16 protein-coding genes are annotated in these 15,895 nt (G+C 63.3%); 9 read left to right on the top strand and 7 right to left on the bottom strand.

Annotation, left to right across the window (positions count from 1 at the left end; all coding sequences use genetic code 11):
- The 4 genes from HX803_RS31710 to hemN all read left to right on the top strand — a co-directional run.
- A partial coding sequence (locus tag HX803_RS31710) for a heavy metal translocating P-type ATPase (protein WP_178926014.1) occupies nt 1-2,417 on the top strand: 2,417 nt, incomplete at its 5' end.
- Nucleotides 2,418-2,439: 22 nt separating this feature from the next.
- Nucleotides 2,440-2,652, top strand: a complete 213-nt coding sequence (gene ccoS, locus HX803_RS31705; RefSeq protein ID WP_178926013.1) for a cbb3-type cytochrome oxidase assembly protein CcoS — start codon at nt 2,440-2,442, stop codon at nt 2,650-2,652.
- Entirely contained in the window at nt 2,645-3,328 is a 684-nt protein-coding gene (locus HX803_RS31700; protein ID WP_176996296.1) for a sulfite exporter TauE/SafE family protein, read from the top strand. The genes ccoS and HX803_RS31700 overlap by 8 nt, the downstream gene beginning before the upstream one ends.
- 103 nt (nt 3,329-3,431) lie before the next feature.
- Nucleotides 3,432-4,814, top strand: a complete 1,383-nt coding sequence (gene hemN, locus HX803_RS31695) for an oxygen-independent coproporphyrinogen III oxidase (protein ID WP_178926012.1) — start codon at nt 3,432-3,434, stop codon at nt 4,812-4,814.
- An 8-nt stretch (nt 4,815-4,822) separates the two neighbouring features.
- On the opposite strand, the gene HX803_RS31690 is transcribed toward hemN, so the two are convergent.
- Nucleotides 4,823-5,293, bottom strand: a complete 471-nt coding sequence (locus HX803_RS31690; RefSeq protein WP_178926011.1) for a hypothetical protein — start codon at nt 5,291-5,293, stop codon at nt 4,823-4,825.
- Between the two features lie 154 nt (nt 5,294-5,447).
- Here HX803_RS31690 and fnr point away from each other — a divergent pair, with 154 nt between their 5' ends.
- A complete protein-coding gene (gene fnr, locus HX803_RS31685; protein ID WP_016979302.1) occupies nt 5,448-6,182 on the top strand; it encodes a fumarate/nitrate reduction transcriptional regulator Fnr in 735 nt (244 codons plus the stop codon).
- A gap of 79 nt (nt 6,183-6,261) precedes the next feature.
- Nucleotides 6,262-6,810, top strand: coding sequence for an adenine phosphoribosyltransferase (locus HX803_RS31680; protein ID WP_016973177.1), 549 nt, complete (start codon nt 6,262-6,264; stop codon nt 6,808-6,810).
- A gap of 143 nt (nt 6,811-6,953) precedes the next feature.
- Here the strand turns inward: HX803_RS31680 and HX803_RS31675 are convergent, their stop codons facing one another.
- The 5 genes from HX803_RS31675 to dnaX all read right to left on the bottom strand — a co-directional run bounded on the left by HX803_RS31675 (nt 6,954) and on the right by dnaX (nt 12,596).
- Nucleotides 6,954-8,102 (bottom strand): acyl-CoA dehydrogenase family protein, encoded by a 1,149-nt coding sequence (locus tag HX803_RS31675; protein WP_178926010.1) that lies wholly within the window; start codon nt 8,100-8,102, stop codon nt 6,954-6,956.
- Nucleotides 8,103-8,327: 225 nt separating this feature from the next.
- Nucleotides 8,328-8,930, bottom strand: coding sequence for a recombination mediator RecR (gene recR, locus HX803_RS31670; protein WP_176996300.1), 603 nt, complete (start codon nt 8,928-8,930; stop codon nt 8,328-8,330).
- A 58-nt stretch (nt 8,931-8,988) separates the two neighbouring features.
- The gene (locus HX803_RS31665) at nt 8,989-10,014 is read right to left on the bottom strand and encodes an NADP-dependent oxidoreductase (protein WP_178926009.1); all 1,026 of its coding nucleotides are present in this window, start codon (nt 10,012-10,014) and stop codon (nt 8,989-8,991) included.
- Between the two features lie 133 nt (nt 10,015-10,147).
- A complete protein-coding gene (locus HX803_RS31660) occupies nt 10,148-10,486 on the bottom strand; it encodes a YbaB/EbfC family nucleoid-associated protein (RefSeq protein ID WP_178926008.1) in 339 nt (112 codons plus the stop codon).
- Nucleotides 10,487-10,529: 43 nt separating this feature from the next.
- Nucleotides 10,530-12,596 (bottom strand): DNA polymerase III subunit gamma/tau, encoded by a 2,067-nt coding sequence (gene dnaX / locus HX803_RS31655; RefSeq protein WP_178926007.1) that lies wholly within the window; start codon nt 12,594-12,596, stop codon nt 10,530-10,532.
- Between the two features lie 133 nt (nt 12,597-12,729).
- Between dnaX and HX803_RS31650 the strand changes: the two genes are divergently transcribed.
- Together HX803_RS31650 and HX803_RS31645 are read left to right on the top strand one after the other, a co-directional pair.
- The gene (locus tag HX803_RS31650) at nt 12,730-13,497 is read left to right on the top strand and encodes an ABC transporter substrate-binding protein (protein WP_178926006.1); all 768 of its coding nucleotides are present in this window, start codon (nt 12,730-12,732) and stop codon (nt 13,495-13,497) included.
- Between the two features lie 54 nt (nt 13,498-13,551).
- The gene (locus HX803_RS31645) at nt 13,552-13,923 is read left to right on the top strand and encodes a VOC family protein (protein WP_178926005.1); all 372 of its coding nucleotides are present in this window, start codon (nt 13,552-13,554) and stop codon (nt 13,921-13,923) included.
- Here HX803_RS31645 and HX803_RS31640 read toward each other — a convergent pair.
- Nucleotides 13,837-14,796, bottom strand: coding sequence for a DMT family transporter (locus HX803_RS31640; protein ID WP_178926004.1), 960 nt, complete (start codon nt 14,794-14,796; stop codon nt 13,837-13,839). The genes HX803_RS31645 and HX803_RS31640 overlap by 87 nt on opposite strands.
- A gap of 101 nt (nt 14,797-14,897) precedes the next feature.
- Here HX803_RS31640 and HX803_RS31635 point away from each other — a divergent pair, with 101 nt between their 5' ends.
- Nucleotides 14,898-15,761 (top strand): LysR family transcriptional regulator, encoded by an 864-nt coding sequence (locus HX803_RS31635; RefSeq protein ID WP_178926003.1) that lies wholly within the window; start codon nt 14,898-14,900, stop codon nt 15,759-15,761.
- Nucleotides 15,762-15,895 lie beyond the last annotated feature (134 nt).

The raw sequence follows: 15,895 nt of genomic DNA, 5'->3' as shown, positions 1-15,895 counted from the left end.
TCCCCGTCCCCGCGGGCAGCCGCTTCACCACCGTCATCCTCGGCGAACGCCGCGAACTCTGCTGCCCAGGCTGCCAGGCCGTGGCCGAGGCGATTGTGGCCGGTGGCCTGGAAAGCTATTACCAGCACCGCAGCGAAGCCTCGGCCAACCCCGACGCACTGCCGGTGCAACTGGTGGACGAACTGGCGCTGTATGACCGCGCCGACGTGCAAAAACCCTTCGTACGCCACACGGGCGACCTCGCCGAAACCACCCTGCTGATGGAAGGCATCAGTTGCGCCGCCTGTGGCTGGCTGATCGAAAAACACCTGCGCCGCCTGCCCGCCGTGGCCGAGGCACGGCTGAACCTGTCCAACCATCGCTTGCATGTGCAGTGGGCCGACGGGCAATTGCCGTTGAGCCAATTGCTCAGCGAGTTGCGCCATATCGGCTACGCCGCCCACCCCTATCAGGCCGACCGCGCCGCCGAACAACTGGCCAGCGACAACCGCCGCGCTTTGCGCCAACTAGGCGTCGCCGGGTTGCTGTGGTTCCAGGCGATGATGGCGACCATGGCCACCTGGCCGGAATTCAATATCGATCTGAGCCCGGAACTGCACGTGATCCTGCGCTGGGTGGCGATGTTTCTGACAACGCCCATCGTGTTCTACAGCTGCGCGCCGTTTTTCAAAGGCGCCCTGCGCGACCTGCGCACCCGCCACCTGACCATGGATGTCTCGGTGTCCCTGGCCATCGGCGGCGCTTACCTGGCGGGTATCTGGACCTCGATCACCGGGGTGGGCGAGCTGTATTTCGATGCGGTCGGCATGTTTGCGCTGTTCCTGCTGGCGGGCCGCTACCTGGAACGGCGAGCCAGGGAACGCACCGCCGCCGCAACCGCACAATTGGTCAACCTGTTGCCCGCCTCGTGCCTGCGCTTGAAGGGCGATGGCCAGAGCGAACGCATCCTGCTGAGCGAACTGGCGCTGGGTGATCGCGTGCTGGTGCACCCCGGCGCCGTGCTGCCGGCCGATGGGGTGATCGTCGACGGTCAATCGAGCATCGACGAATCCCTGCTCACCGGCGAATACCTGCCTCAGCCCCGAGACGTTGGCGACAGCGTTACGGCGGGCACCCTCAATGTCGAAGGCGCGCTGACCGTCGAAGTGCGCGCCTTGGGCCATGACACCCGCTTGTCGGCCATCGTGCGCCTGCTGGAACGCGCCCAGGCCGAAAAGCCACGCCTGGCTCAAATCGCCGACCGCGCTGCGCAGTGGTTCCTGCTGTGCTCGCTGATCGCGGCGGCCGTGATCGGCGTGGTGTGGTGGGAGCTGGACTCATCACGCGCCTTCTGGATTGTGCTGGCCATGTTGGTGGCAACCTGCCCTTGCGCGTTGTCCCTGGCCACACCTACCGCACTGACCGCCGCCACCGGCACGCTGCACACACTCGGGCTGCTGCTCACCCGTGGCCATGTGCTGGAAGGCTTGAACCAGATCGATACAGTGATTTTCGACAAGACCGGCACCCTCACCGAAGGTCGCCTGGCACTGCGTGCGATCCGCCCCTTGGGCGCGCTGGGCAGCGATGACTGCCTGAGCCTCGCCGCCGCCCTGGAGCATCGCTCAGAGCACCTGATCGCCCGGGCGTTTGGCCGTGCGCCACTGGCCGCCGACGAAGTGCTCAGTGCACCAGGCCTGGGTCTGGAAGGACGCGTCAGCGAGCGGTTATTGCGCATCGGCCAGCCGGGCTACGTGTGTGAACTCAGCGGTTGCCCCCTGCCTGATTCACCCGATGAAGCTGGCCAATGGCTGCTGCTGGGCGATCGCACTGGCGCCCTCGCCTGGTTCGTGCTCGATGACCGCCTGCGCAGTGATGCGCCCGCGCTGCTGGCCGCGTGCGAGGCGCGTGGCTGGCGCACGTTGTTGCTGTCCGGGGACAGCTCGCCAATGGTCGCCAGCGTGGCCCTTGAGCTGGGCATCGACGAAGCCCGTGGCGGCCTGCGCCCGGATGACAAGTTGCAGGTGCTGCAACAGTTGCACCGCGAAGGCCGCAAGGTGCTGATGCTCGGCGATGGCGTCAACGATGTACCAGTGCTGGCCGCCGCTGATATCAGTGTGGCGATGGGGTCGGCCACGGACCTGGCCAAGACCAGCGCTGACGCGGTGCTGCTGTCCAACCGGCTCGATGCCCTGGTGCAGGCGTTTACCCTGGCGCGGCGCACCCGTCGGGTGATCATTGAAAACCTGCTGTGGGCCGGGCTGTACAATGGCCTTATGCTGCCGTTTGCAGCCCTGGGCTGGGTCACGCCGATCTGGGCGGCGGTCGGCATGTCCATCAGTTCGTTGACCGTGGTGTTGAACGCCTTGCGCCTGACTCGCCTGCCGAGCGCGCCGGCTGCCAGCGTCCCCTTGGAAACCCGCCCGCTGCCGGCCTGAGCCGCGCGGGCATGGAGTGCAGATGCCAGCTCTATACGTGATGATCCCGGCGGCGCTGCTGTTAGTGGGTGTCGCCATTTACATCTTCTTCTGGGCCGTGGACAGCGGCCAGTACGACGACCTCGACGGCCCGGCCCACAGCGTGCTGTTCGACGACCAGGACCCGAACCACCTGGCCGGCGTCGAAGAAGCCAATAGCGCCGAACAGCCGCCCAAAGATCCACCCCATGCTTGAGTTGGCGCCACTGCTGGTCTCTGCGCTGATCCTCGGCCTGCTTGGCGGCGGCCATTGCCTGGGCATGTGCGGCGGGCTGATGGGCGCCCTGACCCTGGCGATCCCCAAGGAGCAGCGCAGCCGCCGTTTCAGGTTGCTGCTGGCGTACAACCTGGGGCGCATCCTCAGCTATGCGGCTGCCGGCGTGCTGATCGGCTTGGCCGGCTGGGCGGTGGCGAACAGCCCGGCCGCGATGTTCATGCGCGTACTGGCCGGGTTGCTGCTGATCAGCATGGGCCTGTACCTGGCCGGCTGGTGGAGCGGCCTGACCCGCATCGAAGCCCTCGGCCGGGGCCTGTGGCGGCATATCCAGCCGGTGGCCAGCCGTTTGCTGCCGGTGTCCAGCCTGCCCCGTGCCTTGCTGCTGGGTGCGCTGTGGGGCTGGCTACCTTGCGGGCTGGTCTACAGCACGCTGTTGTGGGCGGCGAGCCAGGGCAATGCGCTGGACAGCGGACTGTTGATGTTGGCATTTGGAGTGGGCACGTGGCCGGTGCTATTGGCCACGGGGTTGGCCGCAGAACGCGTCACGGCGCTGCTGCGCAAGCGCAGTGTACGAATGGCCGGCGGCTTGCTCGTGATCCTCTTTGGTATCTGGACGTTGCCCGGCCCGCACCAGCACTGGCTGATGGGCCATTAAATCGCCCTGTGGCATAGCGCCGCTCCCCGTTGATGCAAATCAAGATGCCCTCTGCCACGCGCCCCTAGACTCGGCCCATTAGCCTATTCCGGGGAGCGCCCGCATGCTCGACGCCATTCGTTGGGACACAGACCTGATTCACCGCTACGACTTGGCGGGGCCGCGCTACACGTCCTACCCCACCGCCGTGCAATTCGACAGCCAGGTCGGTACCTTCGACCTGTTGCACGCCCTGCGCGACAGCCGCAAGGCCGCACGGCCGTTGTCGCTGTATGTGCACGTGCCGTTCTGCGCGAACATCTGCTACTACTGCGCCTGCAACAAGGTCATCACCAAGGACCGTGGTCGCGCCCAGGCCTACCTGCAACGCCTGGAGCAGGAGATCCAACTGGTGGCCTGCCACCTCGACCCGAAACAACGGGTTGAGCAGCTGCATTTCGGCGGCGGCACCCCGACCTTTCTGAGCCACGATGAACTGCGCCAGGTCATGGGCTGCCTGCGCCAGCACTTCAATTTGCTGGACGACGACTCCGGCGACTACGGCATTGAGATCGACCCGCGTGAAGCGGATTGGGCCACCATGGGCCTGCTGCGTGAATTGGGCTTCAACCGCGTGAGCATCGGCCTGCAAGACCTCGACCCCGAGGTGCAACGCGCGGTCAACCGCCTGCAGAGCCTGGAAGAAACCCGCGCCGTGATCGACGCGGCACGCACCCTGCAATTTCGCTCGATCAACATCGACCTGATCTACGGCCTGCCCAAGCAGACGCCGATCAACTTTGCGCGCACCGTGGAGGAAGTGATCAGCCTGCAGCCGGATCGCTTGTCGGTATTCAACTACGCCCACCTGCCGGAACGCTTCATGCCCCAGCGGCGCATCAACACTGACGACCTGCCCTCTCCGGCAGCCAAACTGCTGATGCTGCAAACCACCATCGAGCAGTTGACCCAGGCCGGCTATCGCTACATCGGCATGGACCACTTCGCCCTGCCGGATGACGAGTTGGCCATCGCTCAGGAAGAAGGCACCTTGCAGCGCAATTTCCAGGGCTACACCACCCACGGCCACTGCGATTTGATCGGGCTGGGCGTATCGGCGATCAGCCAGATCGGCGACCTGTACTGCCAGAACAGCAGTGACCTGAACGGCTACCAGAACGCCCTGGCCGGCGCACAACTGGCCACCAGCCGTGGCCTGGTCTGCACCACGGACGATCGTTTGAGGCGGGAAGTGATTCAGCAGTTGATCTGCAATTTCAACCTGGCATTCGAGGGGGTCGAGCAAGCCTTCAACATCGATTTTCGCGGCTATTTCGACGACATTTGGCCGCAGTTGGAAACCATGGCCGCTGACGGTCTGATCGAGCTGGACGCCCAAGGCATTCGTGTACTTCCGGCTGGGCGTTTGTTGGTGCGTTCAGTGTGCATGGTGTTCGATGCCTACCTGGAGCACCAGAACAGGCAGCGATTTTCACGGGTGATCTGAAACCGGAATTACTTGGCCAGCAAGCTCATCGCTTCCATGTTGGCCTCAGGCGACTCATCTTTCAGGGCCTTGGCCAGTTGCGCCTGGGCGTTCATCAAACCGGCCTGAATCGAGGCCACGTCCCCCTGCAAACCGGCGACTTTCGCCTGGCGGGCTTCCGGGGACAGCGCGGTATCATTCATGGCGGCCGAAATCTGGGCCATCTTCTCGGCCAGTTGCTTTCTCAGCTCGCGGATCATTTTCAACAGCTCTTTGATGTTGTCTTTCAAGCTGCTGTCATCGATGTCTTTATTGGGGTTGCTACCCGCCTGGGACGCTTTGAGCCCCGCCCCGGAGATGACCACCTTCACGCCTTCACCGGGGGTGGGTGGAGGGGCTGGCTTGTCATCGACTTTTTTGCCCGCGAGCGCATCCGCAGCGGTCAAGACCTGAGGGGTCTTGGTAGTAATGACAGCGTTATTGAAAGGGAGTACCGACATGACCTGAGCTCCAGCTCATAGGGATTCACACGGTGTATCGGCGCCGTTACATAAAGCTTTATACCGTTGCCGGTTTTTTGTACACGCTGGCCTCACCCACCCCCGGTGCGTTACCCTTACGTCTTATGTGTGTTTTCCCACAAGGATTTAAGAAATGTCCGAGCCAGTTAAACTGCGCGCTCACAGCCAGGCTCATTGCAAGGATTGCAGCCTGGCCCCCCTCTGCCTGCCACTTTCGTTGAATCTGGAAGACATGGATGCGCTGGACGACATCGTTAAACGCGGCCGCCCGTTGAAAAAAGGTGAGTTCCTGTTCCGTCAGGGCGACAAGTTCGATTCCGTCTATGCCGTACGTTCAGGCGCGCTGAAGACGTTCAGCCTGAGCGACAGCGGCGAAGAGCAGATCACCGGTTTCCACCTGCCCAGCGAGCTGGTCGGGTTGTCGGGGATGGACACCGAAATCCACCCGGTGTCGGCCCAGGCCCTGGAGACGACGTCGGTGTGTGAAATCCCCTTCGAGCGCCTGGATGAATTGGCCCTGCAACTGCCTCAGTTGCGCCGCCAGTTGATGCGCGTGATGAGCCGTGAGATTCGCGACGACCAACAAATGATGCTGCTGCTGTCGAAGAAAACTGCCGACGAGCGTATTGCGACATTCCTGGTCAACCTGTCGGCGCGGTTCCGCGCCCGGGGTTTTTCGGCCAACCAGTTCCGCCTGAGCATGTCGCGCAATGAAATCGGCAATTACCTGGGCCTGGCGGTGGAAACCGTGTCCCGCGTATTCACCCGTTTCCAGCAGAACGAGCTGATCGCCGCCGAGGGCAAGGAAGTGCATATCCTCGACCCGATCCAGCTGTGCGCGCTGGCCGGTGGTTCGCTGGAAGGCTGACACAAACGCTTGCGGCCGCGCTAATCGGCGGGGCCGCAGGTATACTTCGAGTCCGTTTACAGCCCAGGACTCTTCGACGATGACCTTCGATTCGTTCGACATCAAATCCCTGATCCGCCCCGTCATCGACTTCCCCAAGCCTGGGGTGATCTTCCGTGATATCACGCCGCTGTTCCAATCGCCCCGCGCCCTGCGCCTGGTGGCCGACAGCTTTGCCCATCGCTACGTCGAAGCCGACTTCACCCATATCGGCGCGATGGATGCGCGGGGTTTCCTGATCGGCTCGATCATCGCCTACCAACTCAACAAACCGCTGATCCTGTTCCGCAAGCAGGGCAAGCTGCCGGCCGACGTGCTGGCCGAGGGTTACCAGACCGAGTACGGCGAAGCCTTCCTGGAAGTGCACGCCGACAGCCTGTGCGAGGGCGATTCGGTGCTGATGTTCGATGACCTGATCGCCACCGGTGGCACCTTGATTGCCGCCGCGAACCTGGTGCGACGCATGGGGGCGAAGATCTTTGAAGCCGCGGCGATCATTGATCTGCCGGAGCTGGGTGGGTCGCAGCGGTTGGAAGACATGGGCATCCCGACCTTCTGCCTGACGCAATTTGGGCTGACTGAAAAATAACGGTTGCCCTGATTTCTCGGCTGCCTGCACCTGCCTCTTCGCGAGCAAGCCCGCTCCCACATTCGACCTCATTCCAAAGCATGTACTCGGTCAACTGTGGGAGCGGGCTTGCTCGCGAAGAGGCCCTGAAAAACACTACAAAACTAGAGTCCCATCTGCTTGGCGATGATTTCATTCATCACCTCTCGCGTCCCCCCACCAATCGACAGGATGCGATTGTCGCGATACAGCCGCTCCACCGGGCTGCCACGCATGTAGCCTTGGCCGCCAAGGATCTGCACCGCGTCATAAGTGACCCGGTCGGCGGTGTCGGTGGCCAGGTTCTTGGCCATGGAAATTTCCTTGATCACACTCTTGCCGGCCGCCATCTTCGCCGCCTGACGGTAGGTGAACTCGCGGGAGACTTCCACCGCCGTGGCCATCTCCGCCAGGCGATGCTTGAGCACCTGGAATTTGCCGATGGGTTTGCCAAACGCCTCGCGCTGGGCCGCCCAGGCCAGGCTTTCTTCCAGCGCCAGTTGCGCGGTCATGTTCGCCATCAAGGCCAGGGCCAGGCGCTCGCTCTGGAAGTTGCCCATGATGCAGGCAAACCCCATGTTCTCGATGCCGATCAGATTGCCCACAGGCACGCGGCAATCGTCAAAGAACAATTCGGCCGTGTCCGACGCCCACCAGCCCATTTTCTTTAGGGGTTTGCCGACGGTGAAACCTGGCGTGTCCTTTTCGATGAGCAACAGGCTGATGCCGCCGAACCCCGGGCCGCCTGTACGCACGGCCACCGTATAGAAATCAGCACGAATGCCACTGGTGATAAAGGTTTTGCTGCCACTGACGCGGTAATGCTCGCCATCGCGCACGGCGCGGGTTTGCAGGTTGGCCACGTCGGAGCCGCCACCAGGCTCGGTGACGGCCAGGGCGATGATCTTTTCACCGGCCAGTACCCAAGGTGCAACGCGCTCACGCACCTCGGGCCGCGCCCATTTGACGACGGGCGGCAGGCCGATATCCAGCGAACCGAGCCCCGCCACCACGCCGCCCGAGCCGCAACGCATCAAGTCTTCGCTGGCCGCGACCTTGGCGAACAGGTCGCCCTCATGACTGCCGCCCAGGGCTTCGGGGTAGCCGATGCCGAGGATGCCCGCCGCACCGGCCTTGAGGTACAGCTCGCGGGGGAAGGTTTCGGCCTCCTCCCATTGATCGATGCCCGGCAACAGCTCGCGCTCGACAAAACGGCGCACGCTGTCGCGGACCAATTGGTGGCTGGAGTCGAAGTAATCCTGATAGGCAGACATCGGCAAGCTCCACGCAGAGGGTGGAGCGAACTTACCAAGCGCTTGCTTGGTTATCAAGTTCTCACTTGCCACACAAATTCCATGTGAGAGCGGTTTTGTGTGGGAGCGGGCTTGCTCGCGAATGCGGTGGATCAGTCACTAACAGGTTGAATGACACACCGTTTTCGCGAGCAAGCCCGCTCCCACACAAGCCAGTCCCACAGGGTGTATCGCGGTGTGTGCGCGTTAGAGGGCGATGGGTTTGCGCCCGGCGAAGGAATGCGCCAGGGTGCCGCCGTCCACCAGTTCCAGCTCGCCACCCAGCGGCACGCCATGGGCGATGCGCGAGGTGATCAGGCCTTTGTTGGTCAGCAGCTGGGCAATGTAATGCGCGGTCGCTTCACCTTCCACGGTCGGGTTAGTGGCCAGGATCACTTCAGTAAAGGTGCCCTGCTCTTCGATACGTGCCACCAGTTGCGGAATGCCGATGGCTTCCGGCCCCAGGCCGTCCAGCGGCGACAGGTGGCCCTTGAGCACGAAGTAACGCCCGCGATAACCGGTCTGCTCCACCGCGTACACGTCCATCGGCCCTTCCACCACGCACAGCAACGTGTCGTCGCGGCGTGGGTCGGCGCACTGCGGGCAGAGTTCTTCTTCGGTGAGGGTGCGGCACTGGCGACAGTGCCCGACCCCTTCCATGGCCTGGCTCAAAGCCTGGGCCAACCGGGCGCCGCCGCTGCGGTCGCGCTCCAGCAGTTGCAGCGCCATGCGCTGGGCAGTTTTCTGGCCCACACCCGGCAGAATGCGCAGGGCGTCGATCAGTTGGCGAATCAGGGGGCTGAAGCTCATGGGCGAGAGGTCCGACAAAACAACGAGACGCGGTTTATACCCGCGCCCCGGATTAGCGTCAAATGCGTACCACCAACTTGCCGAAGTTGCGCCCTTCAAGCAAACCGATAAAGGCTTCGGGTGCCTGCTCCAGGCCGTCGACCACGTCCTCGCGGAACTTGATCTTGCCGTCACGTACCCAGGGCGCCATCGCACTGAGGAACTCGGGCTGGCGATCGCCGTAGTCGTCGAACACGATAAAGCCCTGGATGCGCACGCGCTTGGTCAGCAAGGTGCGTTGCAATGCCGGTAACCGGTCAGGGCCGCTCGGTGGCTGGTGGGCGTTGTAACCCGCGATCAGCCCACACAGGGGGATACGCGCCTTGGGATTGAGCAACGGTACCACCGCATCGAAGACCTTGCCGCCGACGTTTTCAAAGTAGATGTCCACGCCCTTGAAGCACGCCAGGGCCAGTTCATTGGCAAAGTCTGCGCTCTTGTGGTCGATGCAGGCATCGAAACCCAACTCCTCCACCACATAACGGCACTTGTCGGCGCCACCTGCGATCCCCACCACGCGCAAGCCCTTGAGCTTGGCCACCTGGCCAACCACCGAGCCCACGGCACCGGACGCAGCCGCCACCACCAGGGTTTCCCCAGCCTTGGGCTGGCCGATGTCCATCAGTCCCATGTAGGCGGTCATGCCGGGCATGCCCAGCACGCCCAGCGCCATGGAGGGGCTGGCCAAGCCCTTGGGTACCGGGATCAGGTTGCGGCCGTCGGAAATACTGTGGCTTTGCCAGCCGGTGGAGCCGACCACCAGGTCGCCCACTTCGAATTTGGGATTACGTGATTGCTCGATACGGCTGACAGCACCGCCGGTCATCACCTCGTCGATTTCCACCGGCGCGGCGTAGGACGGTGCATCACTCATGCGCCCGCGCATGTAAGGGTCGAGGGACAGGTACAGCGTCTTCAGCAAGACCTGGCCGTCTGCCAGTTCGGGCAACGCCACCCGTTCCAGGCGGAAGTTTTCCGGGGTGGGGGCGCCCTGAGGGCGAGAGACCAGCACGATGCGCTGGTTCAGAGTCAGTTCTTGAGGCATCAGGAGGCTCCTTGATCGAATCCATCGGTACAGGGTGCAGACCATGGTCGAGGGGCTGGGGTTCGATTGGATCGGCACAAACAAAAATGCCAGGCACGAGGCCTGGCATTGGAGTCTAGCTAACGCTCGCCGATCAGAACGGCAGCTTCATGCCCGGTGGCAGTTGCATGCCAGCGGTCACACCGCCCATTTTTTCCTGGCTGCTGGCTTCGATCTTGCGAACGGCGTCGTTGACGGCTGCAGCGAGCAGGTCTTCCAACACTTCGCGATCCTCCTCACTCACACCTGGAGCCAGGCTTGGATCGATGCTCACGCGCTTGATGTCGTGACGACCGGTCATCACCACGCTGATCAGATCGCCGCCGGACTTACCGGTGACTTCGGCGTTGGCCAGTTCTTCCTGCATCTTGGCCATTTTTTCCTGCATCTGCTGCGCCTGCTTCATCAGGCCGGCCATGCCACCTTTCATCATGGGAATCACCTCAAAGTACGTGGATCAAGTTAGTAGCCCGGTATCAGGATGCTTGGGGCACCGGGGCATCGACAGGTTCAATTGTATCGTGACGCACGACCGCGCCGAACTGTTGCATCATCTGCTGGATGAGCGGGTCGGCGTGGATCGAACTTTCGGCGTCACGCTGGCGGTTGATACGCCGACGGGTCGCGGCCTGGGCCGGGGTTTCCTGCTCGGGCTTGATCAGCTCGATGGCGATGGTCAGCGTGCGCTCATGGTACTGGTTCAGTGCGTCATTCAGGCGACGTTGCTGGGTGGCATTGAACAGGGCGCTGTGGGCCGGGTCCAGGTGCAGCAGCCAGTGGTCGCCGTCGATGGAAATCAGGGTGCAGTTGGCGGCGATGCTGCCGGTCATGCCCGAGATCGGCAATTTCGGGAACAGCTCCAGCCATTGCAGGGCCAGGCCGGTGGCCGGGGCCGCTGCAGGCTCCACTTCGGGTTCCGGCGCAGGCTCGGCGGCATGTTCGCTGGCCAGGTCATCCAGGTAGCTGTAGGCCGAATCCATGTCCGGTTCGATGTAGTCTTCGTCCAGCGGCGGTTCGTCGTCGAGGTCCATGCCGGGCGTGGCCGCGTCAACCTGGGCGACCGTCGGCTCGGGGACCGGGGCAGACACCCACTCCGGCGCGTCCGGCACCACGCTGTCCGGTGTCGGGGTGGGCATCGGCGTCAGCTCGGGCTGCTCACCGGTGGTCTCCAGCACCGGTTCCACGGCGGGCTGCAGCTCGACGTCGGCCTCGGCTTCGACTTCCACCGGGTCGTTCCACGGCAGGTCGACGACCGGCTCGGGCTCGATGACCGGTTCAGGCGCGGGCTGCGGTGCAACCACCGGCGCAACGGCCACCGGTTCAGTTGCCGGCGCAACCGGGGCAGGCGCAGCAACCACTGGCGCGACGACTGCCGCGCCAGCCACTGGTTTGGCGGAATCAACTGTGGCCTGGCTGATCCCCACTGGCTTTAGCGGCTGTCTCGGTGCGTCTGCCGAGTCGGCGGGCCGGAAGGCCAGCATCCGCAGCAGGACCATTTCAAAGCCACCGCGCGGGTCCGGCGCCAGCGGCAAATCCCGGCGACCGATCAGGCCCATCTGGTAATAGAACTGCACATCTTCGGCCGGCAACGCCTGGGCCAGGGCCAACACGCGGTCGCGGTCGCCATGGCCATTGTCGACCCCTTCAGGCAGGGCCTGGGCGATGGCGACGCGGTGCAACACGTTGAGAATCTCGGACAGTACGCCGTTCCAGTCCGGGCCTTGCTCCGACAGGTGGCGCACCGCTTCGAGCAACGCTTTGGCGTCGCCTTCGATCAGCGCATGCAGCACGTCGAACACCTGGCCATGGTCCAGGGTGCCGAGCATGGCGCGCACATCGGCGGCCATGACCTTGCCTTCACCAAAGGCGATAGCCTGGTCGGTGAGGCTCATGGCATCACGCATCGAACCATCGGCGGCGCGGCCGAGCAGCCACAGTGCGTCGTCTTCGAACGGCACGTTCTCGACGCCCAGCACGTGGGTCAGGTGCTCGACCACGCGCTCGGGGGTCATGTTCTTCAGGGAGAACTGCAGGCACCGCGACAAAATGGTTGCAGGAAGTTTCTGCGGGTCGGTGGTGGCCAGGATGAATTTGACGTAGGGCGGCGGCTCTTCCAGGGTTTTCAACAGCGCGTTGAAGGAATGACTGGACAGCATGTGCACTTCGTCGATCAGGTAGACCTTGAAGCGCCCACGGCTCGGCGCGTACTGCACGTTGTCGAGCAGCTCGCGGGTGTCTTCGACCTTGGTGCGGCTCGCGGCGTCGATCTCGATCAGGTCGACAAAGCGCCCTTCGTCGATTTCCCGACAAACCGAGCAGGTGCCGCACGGCGTGGAAGTGATACCGGTTTCACAGTTCAGGCATTTGGCGATGATGCGCGCAATGGTGGTCTTGCCCACACCGCGTGTGCCGGTGAACAGGTAGGCGTGGTGCAGCCGCTGGCTGTCCAAGGCATTGATCAGAGCCTTGAGCACATGGGTCTGGCCGACCATTTCGCGGAACGAGCGCGGACGCCATTTACGTGCAAGAACCTGATAACTCATCGAAAACCGTCGCAACTGGGAAGCGGAAGCCGGTAATGCTAGCGGAGCAAGGGGGAAATTGCATCCGGCACGCTCGTCTAATCTGACTAAGCTCTCCTGACTGGCCCCACAAAGGCCTGAACCCGGAGAACCTATGCGCGTAGTCCTGGGCGCTTTATGGATGATTTCCCTCGTCAGCCTCGCGGCCCCGGCGCCGCTGCGCTTCTCGGTTTCCGACAGCTGGGCGATGCCCATGGCGCACGTGGAGAACGACCAACCCACCCAGGGCATCCTGTATGACCTGATGCTCAGCCTGGCCACCCAGGTCGGGCGCCCGGCCGAGTTCCACGTGCTGGCCCGGGCGCGCATCGCAGGCGCCATGGAACACGGCGACATCGATGTGCGCTGTTATGTCGCCCAGGCCTGGGTCGACAACCTGTCGGGCGACTACACCTGGAGCGTGCCATTGATGGTGCAGCGCAATGTGCTGGTGAGCCGCCACGCCACGCCGCCGGTGGTGCAGGTCGCCCAGCTGGCGCCGCAGTCGATCGGCACCGTGCTCAACTACCGCTATGCCGCCCTCGCCCCGCTGTTCGCCAGCGGCCAGCTGACCCGCGACGATTCGCGCAGCGAAGACCTGGTGCTGCACAAGCTGGTGGCCGGGCGCTTCACCTACGCGGTGATCAATGAGTGGATCCTGGACCGCTTCAACCTGGGCCTGGCGCCCGGACATCGGTTGCACAAGGTCGCGGTCATCGACGAGCAAAGCCTGGGCTGCATCGTGCGCAACGACCCCGGCGTGCCGGTGCAGCGCATCCTGCGCACACTGTTGCGCATGAAGCTGTCGGGCGAGATCGACGACATCATTCAACTCTATACCGGGGAAAATCCGCCGGCCCTGCCGACTCCTGACAAAAACTGACAGTCCGGGCTTTTAGACTGGCTCCCGCTAACCGCCCACTCTCAAGGAGCTTGAATGAACACCATCGCCCATTACTTCCTGCTGTACGTCGACAGCCCGGCCACCAGCGCCAACTTCTACAGCCGCCTGCTGGACAAGCCACCGGTCGAACTGAACCCGACCTTTGCCCTGTTCATTCTCGACAATGGCGTAAAACTCGGGCTGTGGTCGCGGCACACGGTCGAACCGGCGGCCCAGCTCACGGGCGGCGGTGGTGAAGTGGGCTTCTCCCTGGCCGACAAGGCCGCCATCGATGCCCTGCACGACCTGTGGGTGGAGCGCGGCGCAACCATTATTCAATCACCGACCACCCTGGACTTCGGCTACACCTTTGTCGCCCAGGACCTCGATGGCCACCGGCTGCGCGCGTTCTGCCTGAGCGATTGATCGCCAACGCCCTTCCAGACTGATGGCTGCCACGCTGGCCAGCACGATCACACCGCCGAGCACCACCTGCAAGGCGATGTGTTCACCCAACAGCGTCGCGGCCATCGTCATGGCCACGGGCGGGATCAGGTACATCGCCACCGAGGCGCGGCTGACCTCCACGTGCTTGAGTACATATCCCCAGGCCAGGTAGGCCAAGGCGCTGGGGAAAATACCGAGCACCAGTACCGCCAGGTTCTCCGGCAACGGCGCCTGCACCACGGCAGCCGACAAACCCGGCAGGTTCACGCAGAGCATCAGCGTGCCCGCCCACACCATGTAGCATGCCATGGTCAGCGGGCTGTAGCGGTGGGCGTAGTGCTTCTGGATGGCGAAGTACACACTCCACGAGAGCGCCGCCAGCAGTATCAGCAGGCCGCGCGGGTCGATATCACCCACGCCCTGATCGCCCCAGATCACCACCAGCACGCCCAGCAGGCCGAGCAACACGCAGCTCCAGCGCCAGAGACTGACCCGTTCCTTCAAGCAGAAAAACGCAATCAACACACTGAACAGCGGTGCCGATTGCGCCAGCACGCTGGACGCCGCCGCAGTCACGAATTGCTGCCCGTAGTTGAGGCTGGTGTGATGCAGGAACACCCCGAAAAAACTCAATACCAGCAGCCACGGTACGTCCCGCAGACGCGGCCGACCGACGCCCATCAGCAGCGCCACACCGCCCATGAACACCGACGCGATCAGAAACCGCAGCAACGCCAGTTGGCCCGGGCTGTAGCTGTGCAAGCCCATGTGCACACCAATGGGTGAATACGCCCAACAGAGGATGACGCTGGCGATGACTAGCGTAAGCTTTACGGGTGACGGGGTATTCATCGAGGGCGTCCGGCAACAGGAAGGAATGCCGTCAGTCTTGGCCCGGGCAAGGCGCAGGACAATTAACCGTTTCTGACTTCTGAAATCACTGGAACTGAGCAATGGAACTGGCCCAACTGAAAATGGTGCGAGCCGTGGCGCAAACCGGCAGCGTGGCCCAGGCCGCCCTGCAACTGCACTGCGTGCCGTCCAACATCACCACGCGCATCAAGCAGCTGGAAAGCGAGTTGGGCACGCCGCTGTTTATCCGTGCCGGGCGCGGCTTGGCGATCAGTGCGGCCGGCGAGATCTTCCTGGATTATTGTGAGCGCATCCTGGCGCTGGTGGACGAATCCAAGCGTGCCGTCGACGCCAACGCCATTCCTCGTGGCACCCTGCGCATCGGCGCCGTCGAGTCCAGCGCCAGCGGCCGTTTGCCACCGCTGCTGGCGGAGTATCACCGGCGCCACCCCGACGTCACCCTCGAACTGGTGACCGGCGCCTGGGCGCAACTGCTGGACGACCTGCAACACCACCGTATCGACGTGGCGCTGGTAGCCTCCGGGGGCAAGCGCGCAAAGCTCGAACACAGCGTGGTCTACAGCGAACGCCTGGTGCTGATCGCCAGCGCATCCAGCGCTCCGATTCACAGCGCCGCTGACCTGGCCGAGCGCACCCTGCTGGTGTGGCCACCCGGCTGCCCCTATCGCGCCGCGCTGGAAAATTGGGTCAAGCCCCATGACTTCAAACCGAGCATCGCCAGCTATGCCAGTTGGGGCACCATCATTGGTTGCGTGAGTGCGGGGATCGGCGTGGCGTTGGCGCCGGAAGGCATCCTGGCGCGCTACGAGCAGGCCAATCAATTGGCGTCTTATCGGTTCGAGGAACTGCAAGCCGTGGACAACCTGCTGTTCTGGCACAAGGAGACCCAACGGCACTTGGCACGGGACGCCTTTGCTGGGCTGTTGCGAGAGACTTTCGGCTAACCCGTAACAACTTGTTTCAGGTATCCTCCCGCGAAATTAATTCAAATTGTAAGGGACTACCATGAATTACTTCCGCCTGCTAATGGTGGCGGCCGCCTTGAGCCTGCCTGTCGCACCCGCTTTTGCTGCCACCC

The sequence above is a fragment of the Pseudomonas sp. P7548 genome (assembly GCF_013386585.1).
Lineage (GTDB): Bacteria > Pseudomonadota > Gammaproteobacteria > Pseudomonadales > Pseudomonadaceae > Aquipseudomonas.
Note: the sequence above shows the minus strand (reverse complement) of the source record. Positions and strands in the feature narration are given on the sequence as shown.